15 protein-coding genes, 2 tRNA genes and 1 pseudogene are annotated in these 16987 nt (G+C 62.5%); 6 read left to right on the top strand and 12 right to left on the bottom strand.

Translation table 11 applies throughout. The features are described from left to right. From HMPREF2944_RS05015 to HMPREF2944_RS05005, 3 genes and pseudogenes are all read right to left on the bottom strand, one after another. Positions 1-514, bottom strand: a pseudogene (locus HMPREF2944_RS05015) (aminotransferase); the annotation flags it as partial. A 119-nt stretch (positions 515-633) separates the two neighbouring features. Next, positions 634-2916 (bottom strand): extensin, encoded by a 2283-nt coding sequence (locus tag HMPREF2944_RS05010; protein ID WP_070681102.1) that lies wholly within the window; start codon positions 2914-2916, stop codon positions 634-636. 50 nt (positions 2917-2966) lie between these two features. Further along, on the bottom strand, positions 2967-3572 hold the full coding sequence (locus HMPREF2944_RS05005; RefSeq protein ID WP_070681100.1) for an ABC transporter substrate-binding protein: 606 nt from the start codon (positions 3570-3572) through the stop codon (positions 2967-2969). 425 nt (positions 3573-3997) lie between these two features. On the opposite strand from HMPREF2944_RS05005, the gene purB reads away from it, so the two are divergent. Beyond that, on the top strand, positions 3998-5431 hold the full coding sequence (purB, locus tag HMPREF2944_RS05000; RefSeq protein ID WP_070681097.1) for an adenylosuccinate lyase: 1434 nt from the start codon (positions 3998-4000) through the stop codon (positions 5429-5431). Positions 5432-5547: 116 nt separating this feature from the next. Here purB and HMPREF2944_RS04995 read toward each other — a convergent pair whose 3' ends face one another. Beyond that, entirely contained in the window at positions 5548-6459 is a 912-nt protein-coding gene (locus HMPREF2944_RS04995) for a hypothetical protein (RefSeq protein WP_049331461.1), read from the bottom strand. Positions 6460-6758: 299 nt separating this feature from the next. Between HMPREF2944_RS04995 and HMPREF2944_RS04990 the strand changes: the two genes are divergently transcribed. Both HMPREF2944_RS04990 and HMPREF2944_RS04985 read left to right on the top strand, forming a co-directional pair. Then, entirely contained in the window at positions 6759-7820 is a 1062-nt protein-coding gene (locus tag HMPREF2944_RS04990) for an EamA family transporter (RefSeq protein ID WP_070681094.1), read from the top strand. Positions 7821-8041: 221 nt separating this feature from the next. After that, a complete protein-coding gene (locus tag HMPREF2944_RS04985; RefSeq protein ID WP_246826262.1) occupies positions 8042-8977 on the top strand; it encodes an EamA family transporter in 936 nt (311 codons plus the stop codon). A gap of 105 nt (positions 8978-9082) precedes the next feature. Here the strand turns inward: HMPREF2944_RS04985 and HMPREF2944_RS04980 are convergent, their stop codons facing one another. Beyond that, positions 9083-9868 (bottom strand): spermidine synthase, encoded by a 786-nt coding sequence (locus HMPREF2944_RS04980; RefSeq protein WP_070681089.1) that lies wholly within the window; start codon positions 9866-9868, stop codon positions 9083-9085. Next, positions 9868-10653: a DsbA family protein gene (locus tag HMPREF2944_RS04975; RefSeq protein ID WP_070681086.1), complete on the bottom strand. Its 786-nt coding sequence runs from the start codon at positions 10651-10653 to the stop codon at positions 9868-9870. Before HMPREF2944_RS04975 ends, HMPREF2944_RS04980 begins: the two co-directional genes overlap by 1 nt. 217 nt (positions 10654-10870) lie before the next feature. Here HMPREF2944_RS04975 and HMPREF2944_RS04970 point away from each other — a divergent pair. Both HMPREF2944_RS04970 and HMPREF2944_RS04965 read left to right on the top strand, forming a co-directional pair. Further along, a tRNA-Thr gene (locus HMPREF2944_RS04970) sits at positions 10871-10945 on the top strand. A gap of 121 nt (positions 10946-11066) precedes the next feature. Continuing rightward, entirely contained in the window at positions 11067-11303 is a 237-nt protein-coding gene (locus HMPREF2944_RS04965; RefSeq protein ID WP_070681082.1) for a hypothetical protein, read from the top strand. A 107-nt stretch (positions 11304-11410) separates the two neighbouring features. Here the strand turns inward: HMPREF2944_RS04965 and HMPREF2944_RS04960 are convergent, their stop codons facing one another. The 3 genes from HMPREF2944_RS04960 to HMPREF2944_RS04950 form a co-directional block, all read right to left on the bottom strand. Continuing rightward, entirely contained in the window at positions 11411-12286 is an 876-nt protein-coding gene (locus HMPREF2944_RS04960; protein ID WP_070681079.1) for an HpcH/HpaI aldolase/citrate lyase family protein, read from the bottom strand. A gap of 182 nt (positions 12287-12468) precedes the next feature. Continuing rightward, entirely contained in the window at positions 12469-13008 is a 540-nt protein-coding gene (locus tag HMPREF2944_RS04955) for a dehydrogenase (protein WP_070681077.1), read from the bottom strand. Positions 13009-13238: 230 nt separating this feature from the next. Further along, entirely contained in the window at positions 13239-14249 is a 1011-nt protein-coding gene (locus HMPREF2944_RS04950; protein WP_070681074.1) for an NAD(P)H-quinone oxidoreductase, read from the bottom strand. 125 nt (positions 14250-14374) lie between these two features. Here HMPREF2944_RS04950 and HMPREF2944_RS04945 point away from each other — a divergent pair. Further along, positions 14375-14462 (top strand) — tRNA-Ser (locus HMPREF2944_RS04945). Between the two features lie 102 nt (positions 14463-14564). Here HMPREF2944_RS04945 and HMPREF2944_RS04940 read toward each other — a convergent pair. The 3 genes from HMPREF2944_RS04940 to HMPREF2944_RS04925 form a co-directional block, all read right to left on the bottom strand. Then, positions 14565-15041, bottom strand: coding sequence for a hypothetical protein (locus tag HMPREF2944_RS04940; protein ID WP_141755739.1), 477 nt, complete (start codon positions 15039-15041; stop codon positions 14565-14567). 162 nt (positions 15042-15203) lie between these two features. After that, positions 15204-15692 (bottom strand): hypothetical protein, encoded by a 489-nt coding sequence (locus HMPREF2944_RS04935; protein WP_141755738.1) that lies wholly within the window; start codon positions 15690-15692, stop codon positions 15204-15206. Positions 15693-16346: 654 nt separating this feature from the next. After that, positions 16347-16970 carry a polyprenyltransferase gene (locus HMPREF2944_RS04925; RefSeq protein WP_070483438.1) on the bottom strand — a complete coding sequence of 208 codons (624 nt, stop codon included), beginning with the start codon at positions 16968-16970 and terminating at the stop codon, positions 16347-16349. Positions 16971-16987: the final 17 nt, after the last annotated feature.

Below are 16987 nucleotides of genomic sequence, written 5' to 3'. Positions count from 1 at the left end.
TATTGGGGGTGCACACCAGAATCAGGCGGGTGCGGTCGGTGACGGCCTCAGCCATAGAGTCCAGGTCGTGCGCGCCGTTAGGCAGGTTGGGAACCTGCACGCTGCGGGCACCCATGATGCCAACCAGAATGGGGTAAGCCTCGAAGGAACGCCACGCGTAGATGACCTCGTCCTGCACACCGTCGGCGTTAACGCCCGCGAAGGTTTTGAGAATCTGGTTGAGCGCGCCGAGGCTGCCGGCGCCGGTCACGATATCCTCGGCATCCACGCCCAGCTGCCCGGCGAGGGCGGTACGCAGGGCGGTTGAGAGGGGGTCGGGATAGCGGTGCACCGCATCGAATTCGGCCAGCACGCGCGCCACCTCGGGCACGGGGCCCAGAGGGTTCTCGTTAGAGGAAAGCTTGTACCGGGTCAGGCCCTCGACGGGAGCGGGAGGCTTACCCGCGGCATAGCTGGGCAGGGTATCGAAGACGGGGCGGACCGGGATGCTGGTGGGTTCTTCTGAGTGGCTCATAGCTTTAGTATGTGCCCGCGAGCGCCGCGGAGCCAGTGCCACCGGGGTGAAGACCAGCATGGGGACAGGACGAGCCATCCCCATGCCGGTCTCCGCCACCTCACCGGCCGGGCTCCCCACTAGGCAAATACCGGCTCCCGCTCAACGGTGACGGCGCGCCGAGGCTCCGGTGCGGGGTGTATCAACCCCGGGTCGGTCTCCTCGGGAGGAATCGGCGTGCGGAACCCCGGGTCGATGTCCTCGGCCGGCGCCACGGGCATGGGAACAGGCTTCAGCTCTGGTAGGTCGGGGGTAAGCGATTCCCCGCCATCGTAGTCCCCGCCCTGTCGGGGCCCGAGGAATGTGCCCCCGAACGCAGAACCAATTTTAGGGAGTGGCAGGTCATCGATGGTTGGCTGATTAATAACCTTTCCGATGTTTGCCTGTGAGCCTGCGGGCTCTGGTAGAAGGTCCGGCGGGAGCAAATCTGCCGGGGGTGGTGGACCCTCCGGCTCGACTCGAGCGGGCAACTTGATGGTGGCAGGCTCCGGGCCGCTCAGGTCCGCCGGCAAGTTGATGGCGGGCGGAACATTCTGCGGGGCGTATCCCTGCAGGGGGGGTGTTTTGGGCGTCTGAGGTGCAGGCATCTCGGGCCAGGTCGGCTTCGGGCTCCCCGGCTCCTGCGACGGTTTAGGGCCCGGGTGAGGGAGACGTCGTTCGGCGCTCTCCCACGTATCTTGGGCTGCTTTTTGGATTCGTTCCCCCTTATCTTTGGCGTCCTGAACGCCCTTAACCATGCCACCTGTTCCATGTTCAATCGTTTCGTCTACACCCTTCTCGTCAAACCTAACTCCCGATTTGTAGGCCTGACGCGAGTAGATTCCGATACGTGAGATCGTTACGTCCCTTCGCTCAGCTAGGCTGTATCCATCCGGCATAGCAGAACCCGAGGTAACCTTCTGCTCCCCCAGCACGTATTCCTTACCATCCATCGCCGCACGGATGCCCCCGGGTACCGTGTTGCTATACCCTTCGCGGTCTAGGGCTTCTCGGTATTTCTCGCCATGGTGTACAGAGTTCTGAACGGTGATTGATGTATCACGGTCGTCAGGACGCCAACCCCCCTCAGGCCTCACCGCGCTATCCGGAACGATATCGCCTTCGCCTTCCACATAGTCCACGGCGAAGTCTCGGCGTTTGGCGGGCAAACCTCGTAGCGGAGCACCTTGGGCGTAGATACCGACGATGTTGATTTCTTTGGCGACCTCGAAACTATTAGCCATGTTGTAGGCAATCATGGCTCCCTGGCTGAACCCTTCCAGGTACACGCGGGCCCCCTGCGGCGCACCGGCATCACGCAAAGCCTGCAGAACCATCCGATAGGCGGGGTTCTTCGTGGTATCTTCACCTAACGTTTCACGCACAGCACCCGCAGGGTCCATGGGAGAACCTCCCCAGGAGTCAAAGTTAGTCCCCGGAATACTCACCACGTACAGGGCGTAGGCGGGGTCGCCCTCGTGGCCTTCTTCGTACATGACGGTGACCATCACGGCGCCGCGTTCGCCCTTCGTCGGGTCCTGCTGAGAACGCTCGAATTCCTGGTCCTGGGCTTTGGCAGCCGCCTGCAAACGTTCCGAGCTGGAGCCTACGGAAAGCTGATTTTTCTCTCCCCGGTGCGCCGCGACCCCGTACTCATCAGCCGAAGCGGTACGCACGTTGTGTGCCGTGCTGCCCACGTCCCGCCACGTATTCTCTCTCTTCAACGATAGGGTGGCCCTCCCGATGAATTTCTCAATGATTTTCGCGGGGATTCCGGTGATTCTGGACAGCCGTCCAGCCACTCGCCGGCGGGCAATCTCGGGGTTGAGTCGGGCGTCAAGATAGGCTGTCGCTCCGAAAAGTACCGCCGCGACGAGGGGTGAATAGGGCATCGCTATTGATGCGCTATAGTACCCGAGCTCGGGCAGCGTCAGCCGGATAAGGTACCGGACCTCGTCGGGGTCGCCGGCGAGGGCGCCGCGAATGTGGGTTCGCACCGTCAGCCCGTCAGGAAGCTTACCGTCCTGGGCGATACCGAGCGATTCGAACCAGCCGGCTACCATGTTCTCGACCTGCAGGTAGGCGCTGTGGGCGAGGCGCACGGCCACCGCCGTGGCCATTAGCTCGGTGGCGCTTTCGCCCATCCCGGCGGCCAACATGGTGCACTGGCCGCTGGCCAGACAGGCGCGCGCGTTGACCCCGAGAAAGAGCATCGTCTCTGCGCCAATGCTCGAGATGGGCACCGGACGTTCAGCGCAGCGCTGGCTGGCGTGGGCGAGGGAATCGGCGATGGCGGGCATCTCTTCCAGTGTGACGGTGATGGTCGCCCCTGTGGGGGCCGAGCCACTCCCCTCGATGGGAAGGGCGTACGTTGCGTTGGTCATGGGTTCTCCTAGATGGGTTCTCCTAGCGACGACTAGCGGTGAGCAGCGGTCTAATAGCCGGTTTGGCGGGTAACGAGCGCGTTGAGCCCCTCGGGGAGGCTGACGTGCATGAGGGAATCAAGCTCGTGTTGCGCGGACCCCGCGTGGCGGGCCACGAGGTCCTCCAGTTTTCCGGGGTCGAGGATATCGGCGGCGGTATCCGTGAGGGACCCGAGAAGGCTGTCGAGGGCACCGGCCGCGGCGGTAACGGCCTGGGCTTTGGCGGTCAGTTCGGCGGCGAGCTCTTCGGCGGCGGCGGCAATATCGGCCGCCGCGTTCTCGGCAATCTGTGCCCTGTCTCGAATACTGTCGCGGTGCCTTTCGAGCTGTCTGCGGAAGGCGCGGCCCGCCTCCGAGGCCCAGTGCTCTGTTCCGAGCTCGCCGGTGCGCGCGTAGACCCCCTGTATCTCGTGGGCTTCGGCGCGCATGCGTGCGGAAAGCTCGGCACCCTTGGTGCGGGCCAGGGCGGCTGCCGCGAGGAGCGAGGCGGCGAACGCGCGTCCGGCCGCGGAGCCGATGCCCATATGGCCGGCGGCACGCAGAATATCCGCGGTGCTGGGCGGGCTGGGGGTTCCCGGAGGCGCAGATGGCGGTGTGGAATCGACGAAGGTGGGCACGGCGCGTCCTTTCGGAGGAGCCGGTTACGAATACCGGCTTAGCGGGTGGACTTTGGTTCCAGCCTATGGGCGGGCCGGCGTTGTTCCCCCGGCTTTTAGCCGCCTGTGGATAGCGACCCCACAAAACGAAAAATTCGCACGGATTTGAGCTGCAGAACCCGCAAAATGCTTTATCCACAGCTTCCGCCGCCGTCATATTTCCGCGCAAAGATTGCCTCGAAGCCACTCCGAAACCGCTTCGGAACCGAAAAAGCGCCCACCCGTTGGAGTCGGCGCGCCCGCGGCGAGCGCCGCCCGGACCATCCCCGACACCACCCGGACCGCAGTCTGGGCCTTCGCTCAAACCACTATCCAGAGCACCCTCCAACCGCCCACCGCCCCGCACCCCGCCCGCATTTTCCGGCGATCCATGCGAAAATGGAGTTATGTCTCACACCAATAACACCATCCTGCCTTCTGGCCGTATCGATTTGGGCACCGGCGAACTTGCTCTGGGCCCCCTGGACGGACGCTACGCATCCGTCACCGCACCCCTGACGAACTACCTCTCCGAGGCCGCCCTGAACCGTGACCGCATCCACGTTGAGGTCGAGTGGTTCATCTACCTGTGCGAGCACAAGGTGCTGCCGGGTCTGTCCCCGTTGAGCGAGGAGCAGAAGAAGGGCCTGCGCGCCATCGTGACCGATTTCAACGCCGAATCCGTGGCCGAGCTGGCCGAGATTGAGGCCGTGACCGTTCACGACGTAAAGGCCGTCGAGTACTACATCGGTCGCCGCCTGAAGGGCCTGGACCTGGACCACCTGGTGCCGCTGGTTCACTTCGGCTGCACCTCCGAAGACATCAACAACCTCTCCTACGCCCTGGGCATCAAGGATGCCGTGCAGAACGTGTGGATCCCCGCAGCCGAGGAGCTGATTGAGGTTCTGCTGAACCTGGCTGAGGAGGGCCGCGAGGTTCCCATGCTCTCGCGCACCCACGGCCAGCCCGCAACCCCGACCACCCTGGGCAAGGAGATGGGCGTGCTCGCCTACCGTCTGAAGCGCCAGGTCAAGCATGTGAAGGCAACCGAGTTCCTCGGCAAGATTAACGGTGCGACCGGCACCTATGCCGCGCACTACGCCTCGGTGCCCACCGCCGATTGGCAGAAGATTTCTCGCGGTTTCGTTGAGCACCTGGGCCTGACCTGGAACCCGCTGACCACCCAGATTGAGTCGCACGACTGGCAGGCCGAGCTGTACTCGGATATCGCGCACTTCAACCGCGTGCTGCACAACCTCTGCACCGATGTGTGGAGCTACATTTCGATTGGTTTCTTCCGCCAGATTCCGGTGGCCGGTGCGACCGGTTCGTCCACCATGCCGCACAAGGTGAACCCGATTCGCTTCGAAAACGCGGAGGCTAACCTGGAGCTCTCCAACGCCCTGCTGGATTCGCTGGGCTCGACCCTGGTGACCTCCCGCTGGCAGCGCGACCTGACCGATTCCTCGGCTCAGCGCAACATCGGCGTGGCCTTCGGTCACTCGGTCCTGGCCATCTCGAACGTGGTGAAGGGCCTGAAGCGCCTGGACATCGCGGCCGACGTGATTTCTGCCGACCTGGATTCCAACTGGGAGGTTCTGGCCGAGGCAATCCAGATGGTGATGCGCGCAGAGGCTATCGCGGGCGTTCCCGGCATGGAGAACCCCTACGAGCGTCTGAAGGAGCTGACCCGCGGTCACCGCGTGGATGCGGCTCGCCTCAAGGAGTTCGTGGCAACCCTGGGCCTTTCCCCCGAGGCCGAGGAGCGTCTGTCGAACCTGACCCCGCACACCTACAACGGCATTGCGGCTCAGCTGCTCGATCACGCGAAGAACGCGTAGTCGGTAGCATCGGCTGAGCGCCGGTCTTAACGCTGAAGACCCCGGGTCCCTGAGTTCAGGGATCCGGGGTCTTCAGCGTGTTGGGGCTTTGCTATGTCTGCTAACCAGCGAGGGTTTTAGCGCTCGAGCATAGGGCGGTTTTCGGTCTCAGTGTCGTGGCCCTTGCCACGGGTGAAGACCTTTCCGGCAGCCTTACTAGCGACCTTGCCCGCACCCTTGAGAATCGAACCGGCCTTATCCACGAGCTGGCCTCGTTCGCCGCGGGTGCTCTCCGGGGACTCATCCTCTTCGGACTTTACGCGCGGCGCGCGCGGGGTAATCATGAGCTCCGTGGGGAAGTATGCCGGGGCGTCGCCGAAAGCGTTACGAGTGTTGCGCACGACATCCTTGCCGAGAGCCAGGTTTGCGCCGCCGCCGACCACGGCACCCACGCCGAAGGGCAGGGCACGGCCGAGTAGCGCGCCGGTCTGACGCGAGAGGAATCGACGGATGAACAGGTTGCGGATGGTGCGCTCGACGCTGAACATCTTGCCGCCGGAGGAATTGCCCAGCAGCATACCCCACTTGTTGGATACGCCGCTTGCCTTACCGGTCTGCAGCAGCACGGTGTTCATGAGCTGCGAGCCCTCCTCGCCGAGCATGATGGCCATGACCATGGAGCGGGCGGTTTCGGGGTCGTGCACGTGCACGCCGTGCAGCTCGGCGACGGCCTGGGCGTAGAGGGCGGTGCGCTCCATGTAACCGCCCACGGCGAGCGCCGAGAGGCTCATGGAGGTAATGGTGCCGACGCCGGGCACGAATGCGGATGCGCCGGTCACGCCACCGATGGCGGTGATGTCGCGCAGGTAGGCGCGGTCGAGGCGCTTGTGAATCTGTGCGGGGGTTTCGTCGGGGTGCGCTTCGCGCAGCTTCTTGACGATGGACAGCGCGAGCGGTCGTTGCATGCGCAGGACGTTATCGAGGGTGGTGGTCAACGCCGGGCGGGGGTTGCCGTCCTCATCGAATAGAGACTTCTTCGGGTCAATCATGTCTTTAGTAAAGCACGGTCGGGTGAATATTTCCTGAACGGGCGGGCCTTTCGGCGGGCTGGAAGAGCCTTGTTCACCGAGGGCTTGAGTTCACCGAGGGCTTGAGCGCGGTCGTCCAGCCGGCGCGGCGGCGCTTCTGAAATCGCTTCCCATTTATTTGCGCCCTTTTTTAAACCGCGTAAAATTGTCCTAGGTTACACACTATTCATTGTCTGCATAATGCGTGACCCGTTTCACGGCGATTCGGGTTGGGCTGTACCGCCGATACTTGCTTACGCTTCATGCTGTAAAGGATTACCATGACTTCTTCCGCCAGCACGCCCACGGCTGCGCGTTCTCCCCTGGCCACTCAGGGGCTGGGTGTCGCCTACGCGACCGGCGCGATTATTTCCGCGCAATTCGGTTCAGCCCTCGCGAAGCAGCTCATGGGTGATTTGGGGCCCTGGGGTGTGGTGGCGCTACGTCTGCTGACCTCCACCATCCTGCTGTACGTGTTCTTCCGCCCGAATATTCTCGCGTGGACGCGCGCGCAGTGGACCGCGGTCATCGTGCTGGGCGTGGCCCTTACCGGCGCGAACGCCTTCTTCTACGTGGCGATTGAGCAGGTTCCGCTGGCGATTGCCGTGGCGATCGAGTTTATGGGCCCGCTGGTGTTGGCGACCGTTATGTCCCGCCGCAAGCTGGACCTGGTATGGATTGCCCTGTCCTTTAGCGGCATGGCGATTCTGACGGCCGAATCACAGGCCAAGCCTGAGGACTTTGCCCTGGTGGGCGTGTTTTTCGCGGTACTGACGGCGATTTCGCGTGCCGCCTACATCCTGGCGACGGAGAAGGTGGGCGCGCTCATCCCGGGTATGGGCGGCATGGTCATGGGTAACGTTGTCTCTACCCTGCTGGTTCTGCCGTTCCCGTTCCTTATTAGCGGCAACAACCTGCTGAAGGTCACCCAGGATGTGAACCTGCTGGCTATTGGCTGTTTGATGGGCCTGCTGGCTTCGGCCATCCCGGCCCTGGGCGAGGTCTCTTCCCTGCGCCTGCTGCCGGCGCACATCTACAGTGTGGTGCTTTCGCTGGAACCGGCGATTGCCGCGCTGGTGGGCGTCATTATGCTGGCCGAGCCGACGGATGCGGTTCGCTGGCTGGCCATCTCGCTGCTGGTGCTGGCGAGTATCGGCATCTCCATTTCGCACGCCCGCGCCCAAAAACGGGCCCAGGAACGCGGTGATAGCGAGGAGATGGATCGCTACCTCCCCGGCGCGGTGGACGCGCACGCGGTGGACATCGCACAGATGGCGACCAGTTCCATTACGCTTCCATCGGCCGAGCAGATTAGGGCCGACCGTGAGGCGAAGGGCCTCTAGGTAGCCGTAGAGAGCCCAGCTGAATATTGCGCTGGAGAGCATGTCTCTTCTTTCTCGCACCCCCGGGTAGCACGTAGGATAGTATCTCGTGCCCGGGGGTGCACTGTTTAAGCTCGTACCCTGCCCCCCATTCGAGAACCCGCACAAGCACCGCCGATTTACGAGGTACCCCGAGGAGAGCCATGCAGCATACCGCGCACCAACGCCCTGCCCTAGGCATCATGTTTGTTTTGATGTCCTGCTCGTCGCTACAGTTCGGCGCGGCCTTCGCGGTGACGCTCTTCCCGCTGTTCGGCGCGCTTGCCGTGAGCGTGAGCCGTCTGGCGATTGCTTCCATTGTGGTGGGTAGCACCGTGTGGCTGGCTGCTCGTTGGCGTGCCCGCCGCGGCGATACGATGCCTCCGGGCCCGCTGTCCTGGTCGAAGGAGCAGTGGCGTGCCGTGGTGATTTTCGGTTTAACGTTCGGCATGATGAACGGCTTCTTCTACTGCGCGATTGACCGTATCCCCATCGGCCTGGCGGTGGCGGTGGAGTTTTTGGGCCCGCTCGCGCTGGCGTCCCTACTGACCCGCAGGCTCCGCGATGCGGTGTGGGTCCTCTGCGCCCTGGCGGGCATGCTGGTGCTCGGCTACGAGGCGGCGGTCGGCACGGATACCGACTACCTGGGTCTGACGTTCGCGCTGATTGCTGGCGTGTTCTGGGCGCTGTATATTCGCTCCAGCGCAAAGGTTGGCGCCCTGGTTCCGGGTGCGAGCGGCCTGGCGGTGGCGATGCTGGTCGGCGCCGCGTTCATTGCCCCGGTGGCGGCGGTTGTTCCGGCGCCCCAGCCGCTGTGGAACGCGGCTCAGGACCCGGTGCTACTCCTCATGATTTTCGGTACCGCGATGTTCGCCTCGGTGATTCCCTACAGCGCGGAGCTGATGGCCCTGCGCAACCTGCCGCAGCAGGTGTTTAGCGTGTTGATGAGCATGGAGCCCGCCATCGCGGCGATTGCCGGCTGGGCGCTGCTAAACCAGGAGACGGGCCCGATTCGTTGGGTGGCGATCTGCCTGCTCATGACGGCGAGCGTGGGCATTACGCTGACCACCGCGCAGAGCGGCTCTTCCAAGCAGCAGGATGAGGGCGAGGAGCCCGTTCCCATGCCGCTGCCCGAATAGGCCCCGCCCGCGGGCGACGGCCCGGGGTCGCCGGTGCACGGCATATAGAAAACCGTTGAGGCGGGTACCCGGTCGGTACCCGCCTCAACGGTCTAAATCTCGCGCCTAAGCCTCCAGGCTGTCCAGCAGGTCGCGCAGCTCGTCGGTGGTAAGCACCTCCGCCGGATGCGGTCCCATTGCGTACAGTAGGTCCCGAGTGTCCTCGTCCAGCTCGCGGGAGGTACCGATGAGCACGAGGTTGCCCTCGTTCTCGCCGCTGAGCATCGAACTTTCGCACAGGCACCACACGTGGTCGAAGACTTCCAGCATCGCGGTTGCCTGCAGCTGGAAGAAGGGCAGACCCGCGTCGTCACCCACGTTGATGGCGACCATACCGCGCTCACTCAGGGCGTCCTTGAGTTCGCGGTAGAAGTCGCGGTTCGCCAGGTGGGCAGGTGCATCCATGCCGGTGAAAATATCGAGGATAATCGCGTCGAAGCCGGTCACGCCCAGCAGTTCGGGCAGGTGGGCCAGCTGCTCGCGGGCATCGCCCACCACCAGCCGGCAGTCGGTGCCGGCGGGTAGCGGCAGCCGGTCGGTCACGAATCCCATAAGCTCGGGTTCGATATCGACGGCAACCTGGCGGGAGCCGGGGCGGGTCGCCTGAATATAGCGCACGAGGGTCAGCGCCCCCGCACCCAGGTGCGCGGCGGTAATGGGCTCGCCAGCAGGGGCGAGCGCATCCACCGTGTTCGCGATGCGGCGCAGGTACTCGTAGAACACGTAGGAGGGATCCGCGGTATCCACGTGGGACTGCTCGGCACCCCCAATTTCAAGAACGTAGCCGTGCTCGCTGAACCCGTCGGGGTGAATCTCGGCGCGCTGGCCGCCGGAGAGCTGAATGTGCGCCACTACTTCACGCCAGCTTCACGCTTGAAGGTGCTGACCAGCTCATCCACCGAAGAGGAGGAGTCCAGGCCCTCGATGACCTTGTCGTTCACGGCGAAGGTGGGGGTTCCCTTCACACCGATCTTCACGGCGTGCTCGTAGTCGCGCTGGATGGGCTTGACGGTGTCGGAGGCGAGTAGGACCTTGTCGAATTCTTCAACGTTCAGGCCCAGTTCCTTGGCGTAGTCGTTGAAGAGGGTGCGCAGCTTATCGCGCTCCTTGATGCCCTTCCAGTCGTTCTGGGTGGCGAAGAGCTTATCGGCCATTTCGAGGTGCTTACCCTGCGCTTCTGCGGCCTGCACGGCCAGGGCGGCCGGCACGGCGTTGGCGTGCATGCTCAGGGGCATGTGGCGGGCGGTCACGTTCAGCACGCCGTCGAGCTTCTTGGCGGCCTCCTCGAACTTCGGCTCTGCCTTGGCGCAGTAGGGGCACTGGAAGTCGGTGTACAGGGTTGCGGTGCCCGCGCCGGGTACTTCGCGGTTGAGGCGGAAGCCGACGTAGCCGTCATCCGCGGTAGCAGATGCGGAAGCGGTCTCCGAAGCCGAGCTCGAGGGAGTAGCGGACGCGCTTGCGGATGCGCTCGCCGATGCCGCGGCGGTGCTCTCCGAGGTGGCGCTCGCTGAGCCGCCTGCCGAACCGCTCGCGGAGGCGGTAGAGGAGGCCTGGGATGAGCCGCAGGCGCTCAGGCCCAGTGCGGCGGCGGGAAGCGCGCCGATGAGCAGGGCGCGGCGGGTAAAGGGTGAGGTCATGGTATTCCTCCTAAGAATCGGTGCCGGGGCGCACGGATAACGCTTAGGTTCATCTTATCCCGCCGGCACGGCGGGTGCATGACTCGTCCGCGCGGGGCTCTTGCGCGGAGCCGCCGTAGCAACGCGATGATTCGCCTCTCCCCCGCCTTTTTGGTACTATTGCGGGGTATGCACTGTTCCGCGGAAAGCCCGTCTCAACGCGGCAGGTAGCGTATGTGCCTCTATAGCTCAGGGGTAGAGCATTTCCCTCGTAAAGAAAAGGTCGTGGGTTCGAATCCCACTGGGGGCTCCACATCCGCCGTAACAAGGCCGGTTTCCGGTGTGTTGCGGCGGTTTTTAGTATCGTCTTCGGCATGCGAGGCCCCGGCCCCGTTCCGAGGCGTCCGACAGCTCGCTCTATCCCGGGAGGCCTCATGTCTTCGTCCCGCACCTCCGCCCGCAAGGGCTCCTCGCAGCGCACCCCGTTCACCCCCACCGCGCGCTTCGCCATCGTCTATGTGCTGGCACTCGTGATTTCGCTGGCGGTTTGGTTCTTCTACCGCGCCGTCTACGAGGACGACACCTCGTTCCTGGTGCCCATCGTGATTTCCCTGGCGACGTCCTACGTTGCCGCGCACGCCCTTACGGGCGGCCGTTCCCCGCGCAACTAGTCGCCAAGCCCGTCCGCCGGTCGGTGGCCGGAGCGTTAAACCAAAGGCCGCGCATCCGAATCCCTCCGAGGGGTCGGATGCGCGGCCGTCGCTATAGGGCCGGCGCGTTACTTGGATGCGCGCTGGATGTCGCTGTCGGTCTTGCCCCACAGGCCGTAGACCTTGGCGAGTTCCTTGACCTTCTTGGCGCGCAGGTAGCGCGGCAGGTAGGAGCCGTCGCGGGGGCCGTCGATGGGCACGTCGAGCATCTGGTGGGCCTCTTCAATCTCAACCTCGCTGGGCGAGAAGGCCGCGTTGATGGTCTCTGCCTGGCGGATATCCAGGGTGATCTTGCCGGTCATGCCGTGGTCGCTCGCGAAGCCGCAGGCCTTGGAGAGGTCCCCGCCGTAGGCGCCGAGGGTCGGGCCGTCGATGGGGCCGGGCAGGCCACCCAGGGTGGAGGCGATGACCAGCTGCGAACGCACGTAGGCCAGGGCCATGGGGGTTGCGGAGGAACCGGTGTCGCGGCGGTAGTCACCCGCGCCGAAGGCCAGGCGGAAGGTGCCGATGGCGCGAGCAATCTCGACCGAGTGGTGCACGCCCAGGGCCGATTCAATCAGCGCGATGATGGGGGTACCGGCGGGCAGCTCAGCTGAGGTACGGTCGATGTCGGTGGCGTGCTCGGCGGTGGCGAGCATGACGCCTCGTAAACCCTTCACGTTCTTGAGGGCCTTGACGTCCTTCCACCAGTGCTCGGTGGTGATGGCGTTGATACGAACCCAGGCAACCACGCCGGAGTTCAGCATGCGGACGACCTGTTCGCGGGCTGCGTCCTTCTCTTCGGGCGGGCAACCGTCCTCGAGGTCAATAATGATGGAATCGGCCTCGGATTCGAAGGCCTGCTCAAAAACGTCTTCGGTGGCGTTGGCGCGAACGAGCAACCAGGAGCGGGAGAGGCTGGGGCGCAGCTGGCGCGCGCGCTCGTTCCTATGGAATTCAAACATGGTGTGTGACTTCTTCCGTCAATCGTTAATGCATTGGTTATGCCGTAGAGGGCCTGGACCGAGCTGCGATTCTCGATTGCGTACCATCGTCACCTCCATTGTGACTGAACCGCTTGCGGGGTGTCATGCACCTCTCTTTTAAGCGTATCGTGTGCCCGGTGGAGCATCAAACTGACGTACCACTAGGCCTCGACGAGTTCGGTCCGTCCCACGGGGATTCCGTCGTCGAAGGTCAGCTCGCCGGCCGCTTCCTTTTGGGCGCGGCGAATCAGACGTTCGGCCTCTTGCACGTGCTGCACCACGGTCTCAACGCGGCGGTGCACGCTCACCTGGCGGTCGCATCCGGTGGTGCACTCGCCGAAGCAGCGGGCCATGGCCAGGGCCTCGGCGCAGAGAGCCACGGCGTTGCCGGCCTTGGAGAGGGCACGGTTGAGGTCGGAGTAGGTGCCGAATTGTGAGGCGGGGATATCGCCGTCGCTGGGGGCGAAGCGGTGGGCCTCCATGGCCACGGCACGCACCCGGGGGATGAGGTCGGCAAGCTCGTTGGCGTCCGGCACGATGAGCTCAATCATGGAGGCAGAGGACTCGGTGCCCGCCAGACGCTCGAGCACCTGGTGGAATCGGTCGATGCCGCGAATAAAGCGGTCGTGGGAGCGCCGCCAGATGCCCTTGCCGAGCTCGGCGTCGTCTCGGCGCGATTGCAGGTAGCTTTTGAGTCCCATGAGTCCTCCTCTACGTTAGGTGTGTGCCGTGAACGGTTATCGGGTGGGAGTCGCTCGCGGCCGGTGAGCGTCGGATGCGTGCATCACCTTCCGCGGCGAGCTACAAACCCACCTATACTTAGGTTACCCTAAATCTTCTTTTGGTGACGGATCGTCAGGGAAATATGAGCATTTATGTCACGTTTCGCGGAGCGCGGCAACAAGGTTTTCTCCGCACCCCGCGACCCCCTCTAATCGACCCGTAGCACCACCTTGCCGCGGTGCAGACCGGAATCAAAGTACTCGTGCGCCTCGGCCGCGGCCTCCAGGGGGAATACCCGATCAAGACCCACGCCGATGCGACCCGACTCGACCAGCGGGAGGATCTGCTCGCGCACGCCGCGCAGAATCTCGGCTTTCTGGGCCTCGGAGCGGCTGCGCAGGCTCGTGGCGTGCACCGAAAGCCGGTGCGTGAGTGCGTACGCGAGATCCAGCTCGGCCTTTCGTCCGCCCTGCAACCCGATGATGCACAGGTGCCCACCGTCGGCGAGGGTGTGCAGGTTATCCTCAAAGTACCGCCCGCCCACGACGTCCAGGATGTAGTCCGCGCCGCGCCTGCCGGTCTCCGACAGAACGACATCCCGGAACGAATGTTCCCGATACACGATGGGTTCGGCACCCAGCGAGCGCACGTACTCCGCTTTCTCTTCGGTCCCAACCGTGGCGAATACGCGGGTTCCCGCGGCCAGTGCCACCTGAATGGCGTGCACCCCGATGCCCCCGGTGCCACCGTGCACCAGCACCGTGGCGCTCTGCCCGTCCTCGCGCAGGTTCTCGGCGGGATCCATGCTCATGCCGCAGGTCAGTACCAGGTTGGAGTAGACCGTGGCGGCCACCTCGGGTAGCGCCGCGGCCTCTTCAAAGCTCAGGTTCTCGGGCTTCGGCAGCAGTAAATCCACCGGAACCGTCACGTAGTCGGCGTACCCACCTCCGGGGAGCAGAGCCATCACGGGACGACCGCAGTTCTCGACGGATGCCCCCTCGCCAACGGCCTCGATTTCCCCGGCCACTTCCAGACCGTAGATGGAGCTCGATCCAGGAGGGGGCGGGTAGAATCCGCGGCGCTGCAGGGCATCCGCACGGTTGATTCCGGCGGCGCGAACGCGGATGAGCACCTCACGCGAACGGGGAACGGGGGCGGGAATCTCGCTGACCCGAAGCACCTCGGGACCGCCGTGGTTTTCCTCAATAATTGCTCGCATGAGCCCTCCTCCTGAGCGGATGTGCCCTCATCGGCACTCGATTTACAGAAAGCATACATCGTGAGATAATCTCGTAGTGCCCTGCGGCACGGCGTTGAGATAAAATGCCGGTCTCTGGAGCGCAAGGATGGTTGTCCGAGCGGCCGAAGGAGCTGGTCTTGAAAACCAGTAGGCGGTAACCCCGTCTCAAGGGTTCAAATCCCTTACCATCCGCGTTTTAGCTTCTGCTCCACGTGTGGAGCGCGAAGAGCCCCGTTCCTCGTATCGAGGAGCGGGGCTCTTTGCATACGCCGTTCCGAGTTACCGGGGGCGTCGTTAGTGCATGTTTGACATGTTTGACAAAGCGTTTGCAATCAACATGATGAGGAAGGCGATACAGAGGAAAAAGCATATCCCCAGACTGTTAAGAACCAGACCACCGGTGGCACGAGCACCGTGCCGTCTTGCCGAGATCCCCAGGCAGAGACCCAGGATGCTCAGCAACGGTGAAAAGATAACTACCTGCGTACCATTTTCTCCAAAACCTTGGACAATTAGCCAACCCCCTAGGAAGAAAGACAGGGGACCGAGGAAGCCAAAGAGTATGGAGAAGTTCGCCATTCCCTTACCGACCGCTTGATCTGCGGGCTCATCCGGAGAACCGTCCGAAGAGTCATCCGGGGACTCGTTTGCGGATAGTAGCTGTTCGTCAGAAGCATCCGGGCTAGACTGTTCGCTGTCATCTTCCTGATAAAGCTTGGCGTACTCGGGGTTGTAATCGAAGGATTCGTTGTTTTGGGGTAGCTGCGACATCGCATCCACAACCTTTCAATACCGGGTGTTACCTTCACCCTAGACCTTCCCATCAGAGGGAACAAGCATGTCAGGCTCCACCTGCCGAAACATACGGCATATACACAGAAAAGTCCTGCTCCTCACAATGAGGGGCAGGACTTTTCTGTATTTATCTCGAGGCTAGTTCCAGTACAGCATAAGAGCGTTCAGGATCCTCGACGGGCCTGCATCATTTAATCCGGACAAGGCGCTCAGAATCATTATGATGAGGGCGACGATAGCAAGGACAACGACTATACCCATCGCGCTGAGAATCATGCCCCCGATGGCGTGCTTACCGTGCCGTCGTGCCACGAATGCCTGCCGGAGACCTAAGATACTCAGGAATGGTGCGACGATGACCATGAGTATACCGATTTCAATGCCATAGGCAGACCACCAAAACCCTATGAAGAAAGATAGCAGGCCAAGGGCACCGAAAAGCAGGGAGAAGTTCGCTGCTCTTTCACCGGCTTGCGCCCTCCGCACATCGGAAGGGGGCTCGCTTGCACGTAGCAGCCTGTCGTCCATATCATCAGCGTCGGACTGTACGCTGTCATCTTCCTGGTAAAGCTTGGCGTATTCGGGGTTGTAATCGAAAGCTTCGTTATTTTGGGGTAGCTGCGACATCGCATCCACAACCTTTCAATACCGGGTGTTAAGTGCCTATCGGGTTGAGAGAGCATTTAGGCTCGACATCGAGCCGCTGTGATTAGTGGATGCCCGACAAAGCGTTCAGAATCAATATGATGAGGGCAACGAGAAGAAGGACAACGACTATACCCACCGCACTGAGAATCATGCCCGCGGTAGCGCGCGCACCGTGCCGTCGTGCCACTCGCGCCTGCCAGATACCTAAAACACTCAGTATCAGTGAGAAGGGGATAGCGTACAGCGTCCATCGAATACCCGGGATGCACACTAAGCAGAGGATACCGAAGAGCAAGGAGAGGTTCTCGGCGCTCCTCCCGGTTTCCTGACTCGGGAACCCACTCGCGGGTTGCAGTGGGCCCCCTGCGGAACCAACGATGGGTTGCCCGTTACTATTTTGCCGGTATAGCTTGGCGTACTCGGGGTTGTAATCGAAGGATTCGTTGTTTTGGGGTAGCTGCGACATCGCATCCACAACCTTTCAATACCGGGTGTTACCTTCACCCTAGACCTTCCCATCAGAGGGAACAAGCATGTCGAGCCGATTTCACCAAACATACGGCATATACACAGCAGAGCCCCGCTCCTCACTGTGAGGAGCGGGGCTTTTTCTTTTCGAGAAGGGCAAAGTTTTTAGAGAAGTGCCAGCATCTTCGCGGCATCAACCAACTCTGAATTAGCGGCAGAATCCGAAAGAGCCAGCATGAGCGCCAGCAGAAGAGCTCCGCCGAAAAGCACCAGGAATATGCCACCAACAGCTACGTTAATCCAGTTCAAGATGCGGCCTGCCGAAGCAACGGCACCGTAGCGTTCCGCCTCGTTCGCCTTGAAAATACCGATAACACCCAGAATTAGGGAGGGCAGACCGAACAGCCACCAATTGAGAGTCGCGATACAGATCAAACCGATAACGCCGAGCACAGTGGAGGTCTGGGCAGCCTTCTCACCAAAAAACTGCTCGGGGGTCTTCTGCAGAAAGCCGGCTGGGGCCATCATGGGCTGGTCATACTGGTAACCGTACGGGTCGTACTGATTCTGACCATATAGGTCTTGGCCGTACGGGTCATAGGGATACTGATCGTAAGAGCTCTGCCCGTACCGACCGTACGAACCTTGGCCATACGAACCCTGGCCGTACCGACCGTACGAACCCTGCCCATACTGGCCATACTGGCTGTTCTGATCGTACTGCTCGTTCAGGTGGTTGTAGTCCGGGTTGTAATCGTAGGAGTCAGAACCCCACGGATTCCGAGACATGGCGTTTCACTTTCGTG

It is taken from the genome of Rothia sp. HMSC072E10, from assembly GCF_001813965.1.
Taxonomy (GTDB): domain Bacteria; phylum Actinomycetota; class Actinomycetes; order Actinomycetales; family Micrococcaceae; genus Rothia; species Rothia mucilaginosa_A.
The sequence above is the reverse complement of the archived record's forward strand: the minus strand, read 5'-3'. Positions and strand labels throughout refer to the sequence as shown.

Excerpts from the sequence above, each read along its gene's own strand:
- HMPREF2944_RS05010 (WP_070681102.1), bottom strand. The coding sequence starts at position 2,916 with ATGACCAACGCAACGTACGCCCTTCCCATCGAGGGGAGTGGCTCGGCC.
- purB (WP_070681097.1), top strand. The coding sequence starts at position 3,998 with ATGTCTCACACCAATAACACCATCCTGCCTTCTGGCCGTATCGATTTG.
- HMPREF2944_RS04995 (WP_049331461.1), bottom strand. The coding sequence starts at position 6,459 with ATGATTGACCCGAAGAAGTCTCTATTCGATGAGGACGGCAACCCCCGC.
- HMPREF2944_RS04990 (WP_070681094.1), top strand. The coding sequence starts at position 6,759 with ATGACTTCTTCCGCCAGCACGCCCACGGCTGCGCGTTCTCCCCTGGCC.
- HMPREF2944_RS04985 (WP_246826262.1), top strand. The coding sequence starts at position 8,042 with ATGTTTGTTTTGATGTCCTGCTCGTCGCTACAGTTCGGCGCGGCCTTC.
- HMPREF2944_RS04975 (WP_070681086.1), bottom strand. The coding sequence starts at position 10,653 with ATGACCTCACCCTTTACCCGCCGCGCCCTGCTCATCGGCGCGCTTCCC.
- HMPREF2944_RS04965 (WP_070681082.1), top strand. The coding sequence starts at position 11,067 with ATGTCTTCGTCCCGCACCTCCGCCCGCAAGGGCTCCTCGCAGCGCACC.
- HMPREF2944_RS04960 (WP_070681079.1), bottom strand. The coding sequence starts at position 12,286 with ATGTTTGAATTCCATAGGAACGAGCGCGCGCGCCAGCTGCGCCCCAGC.
- HMPREF2944_RS04955 (WP_070681077.1), bottom strand. The coding sequence starts at position 13,008 with ATGGGACTCAAAAGCTACCTGCAATCGCGCCGAGACGACGCCGAGCTC.
- HMPREF2944_RS04950 (WP_070681074.1), bottom strand. The coding sequence starts at position 14,249 with ATGCGAGCAATTATTGAGGAAAACCACGGCGGTCCCGAGGTGCTTCGG.
- HMPREF2944_RS04940 (WP_141755739.1), bottom strand. The coding sequence starts at position 15,041 with ATGTCGCAGCTACCCCAAAACAACGAATCCTTCGATTACAACCCCGAG.
- HMPREF2944_RS04935 (WP_141755738.1), bottom strand. The coding sequence starts at position 15,692 with ATGTCGCAGCTACCCCAAAATAACGAAGCTTTCGATTACAACCCCGAA.
- HMPREF2944_RS04925 (WP_070483438.1), bottom strand. The coding sequence starts at position 16,970 with ATGTCTCGGAATCCGTGGGGTTCTGACTCCTACGATTACAACCCGGAC.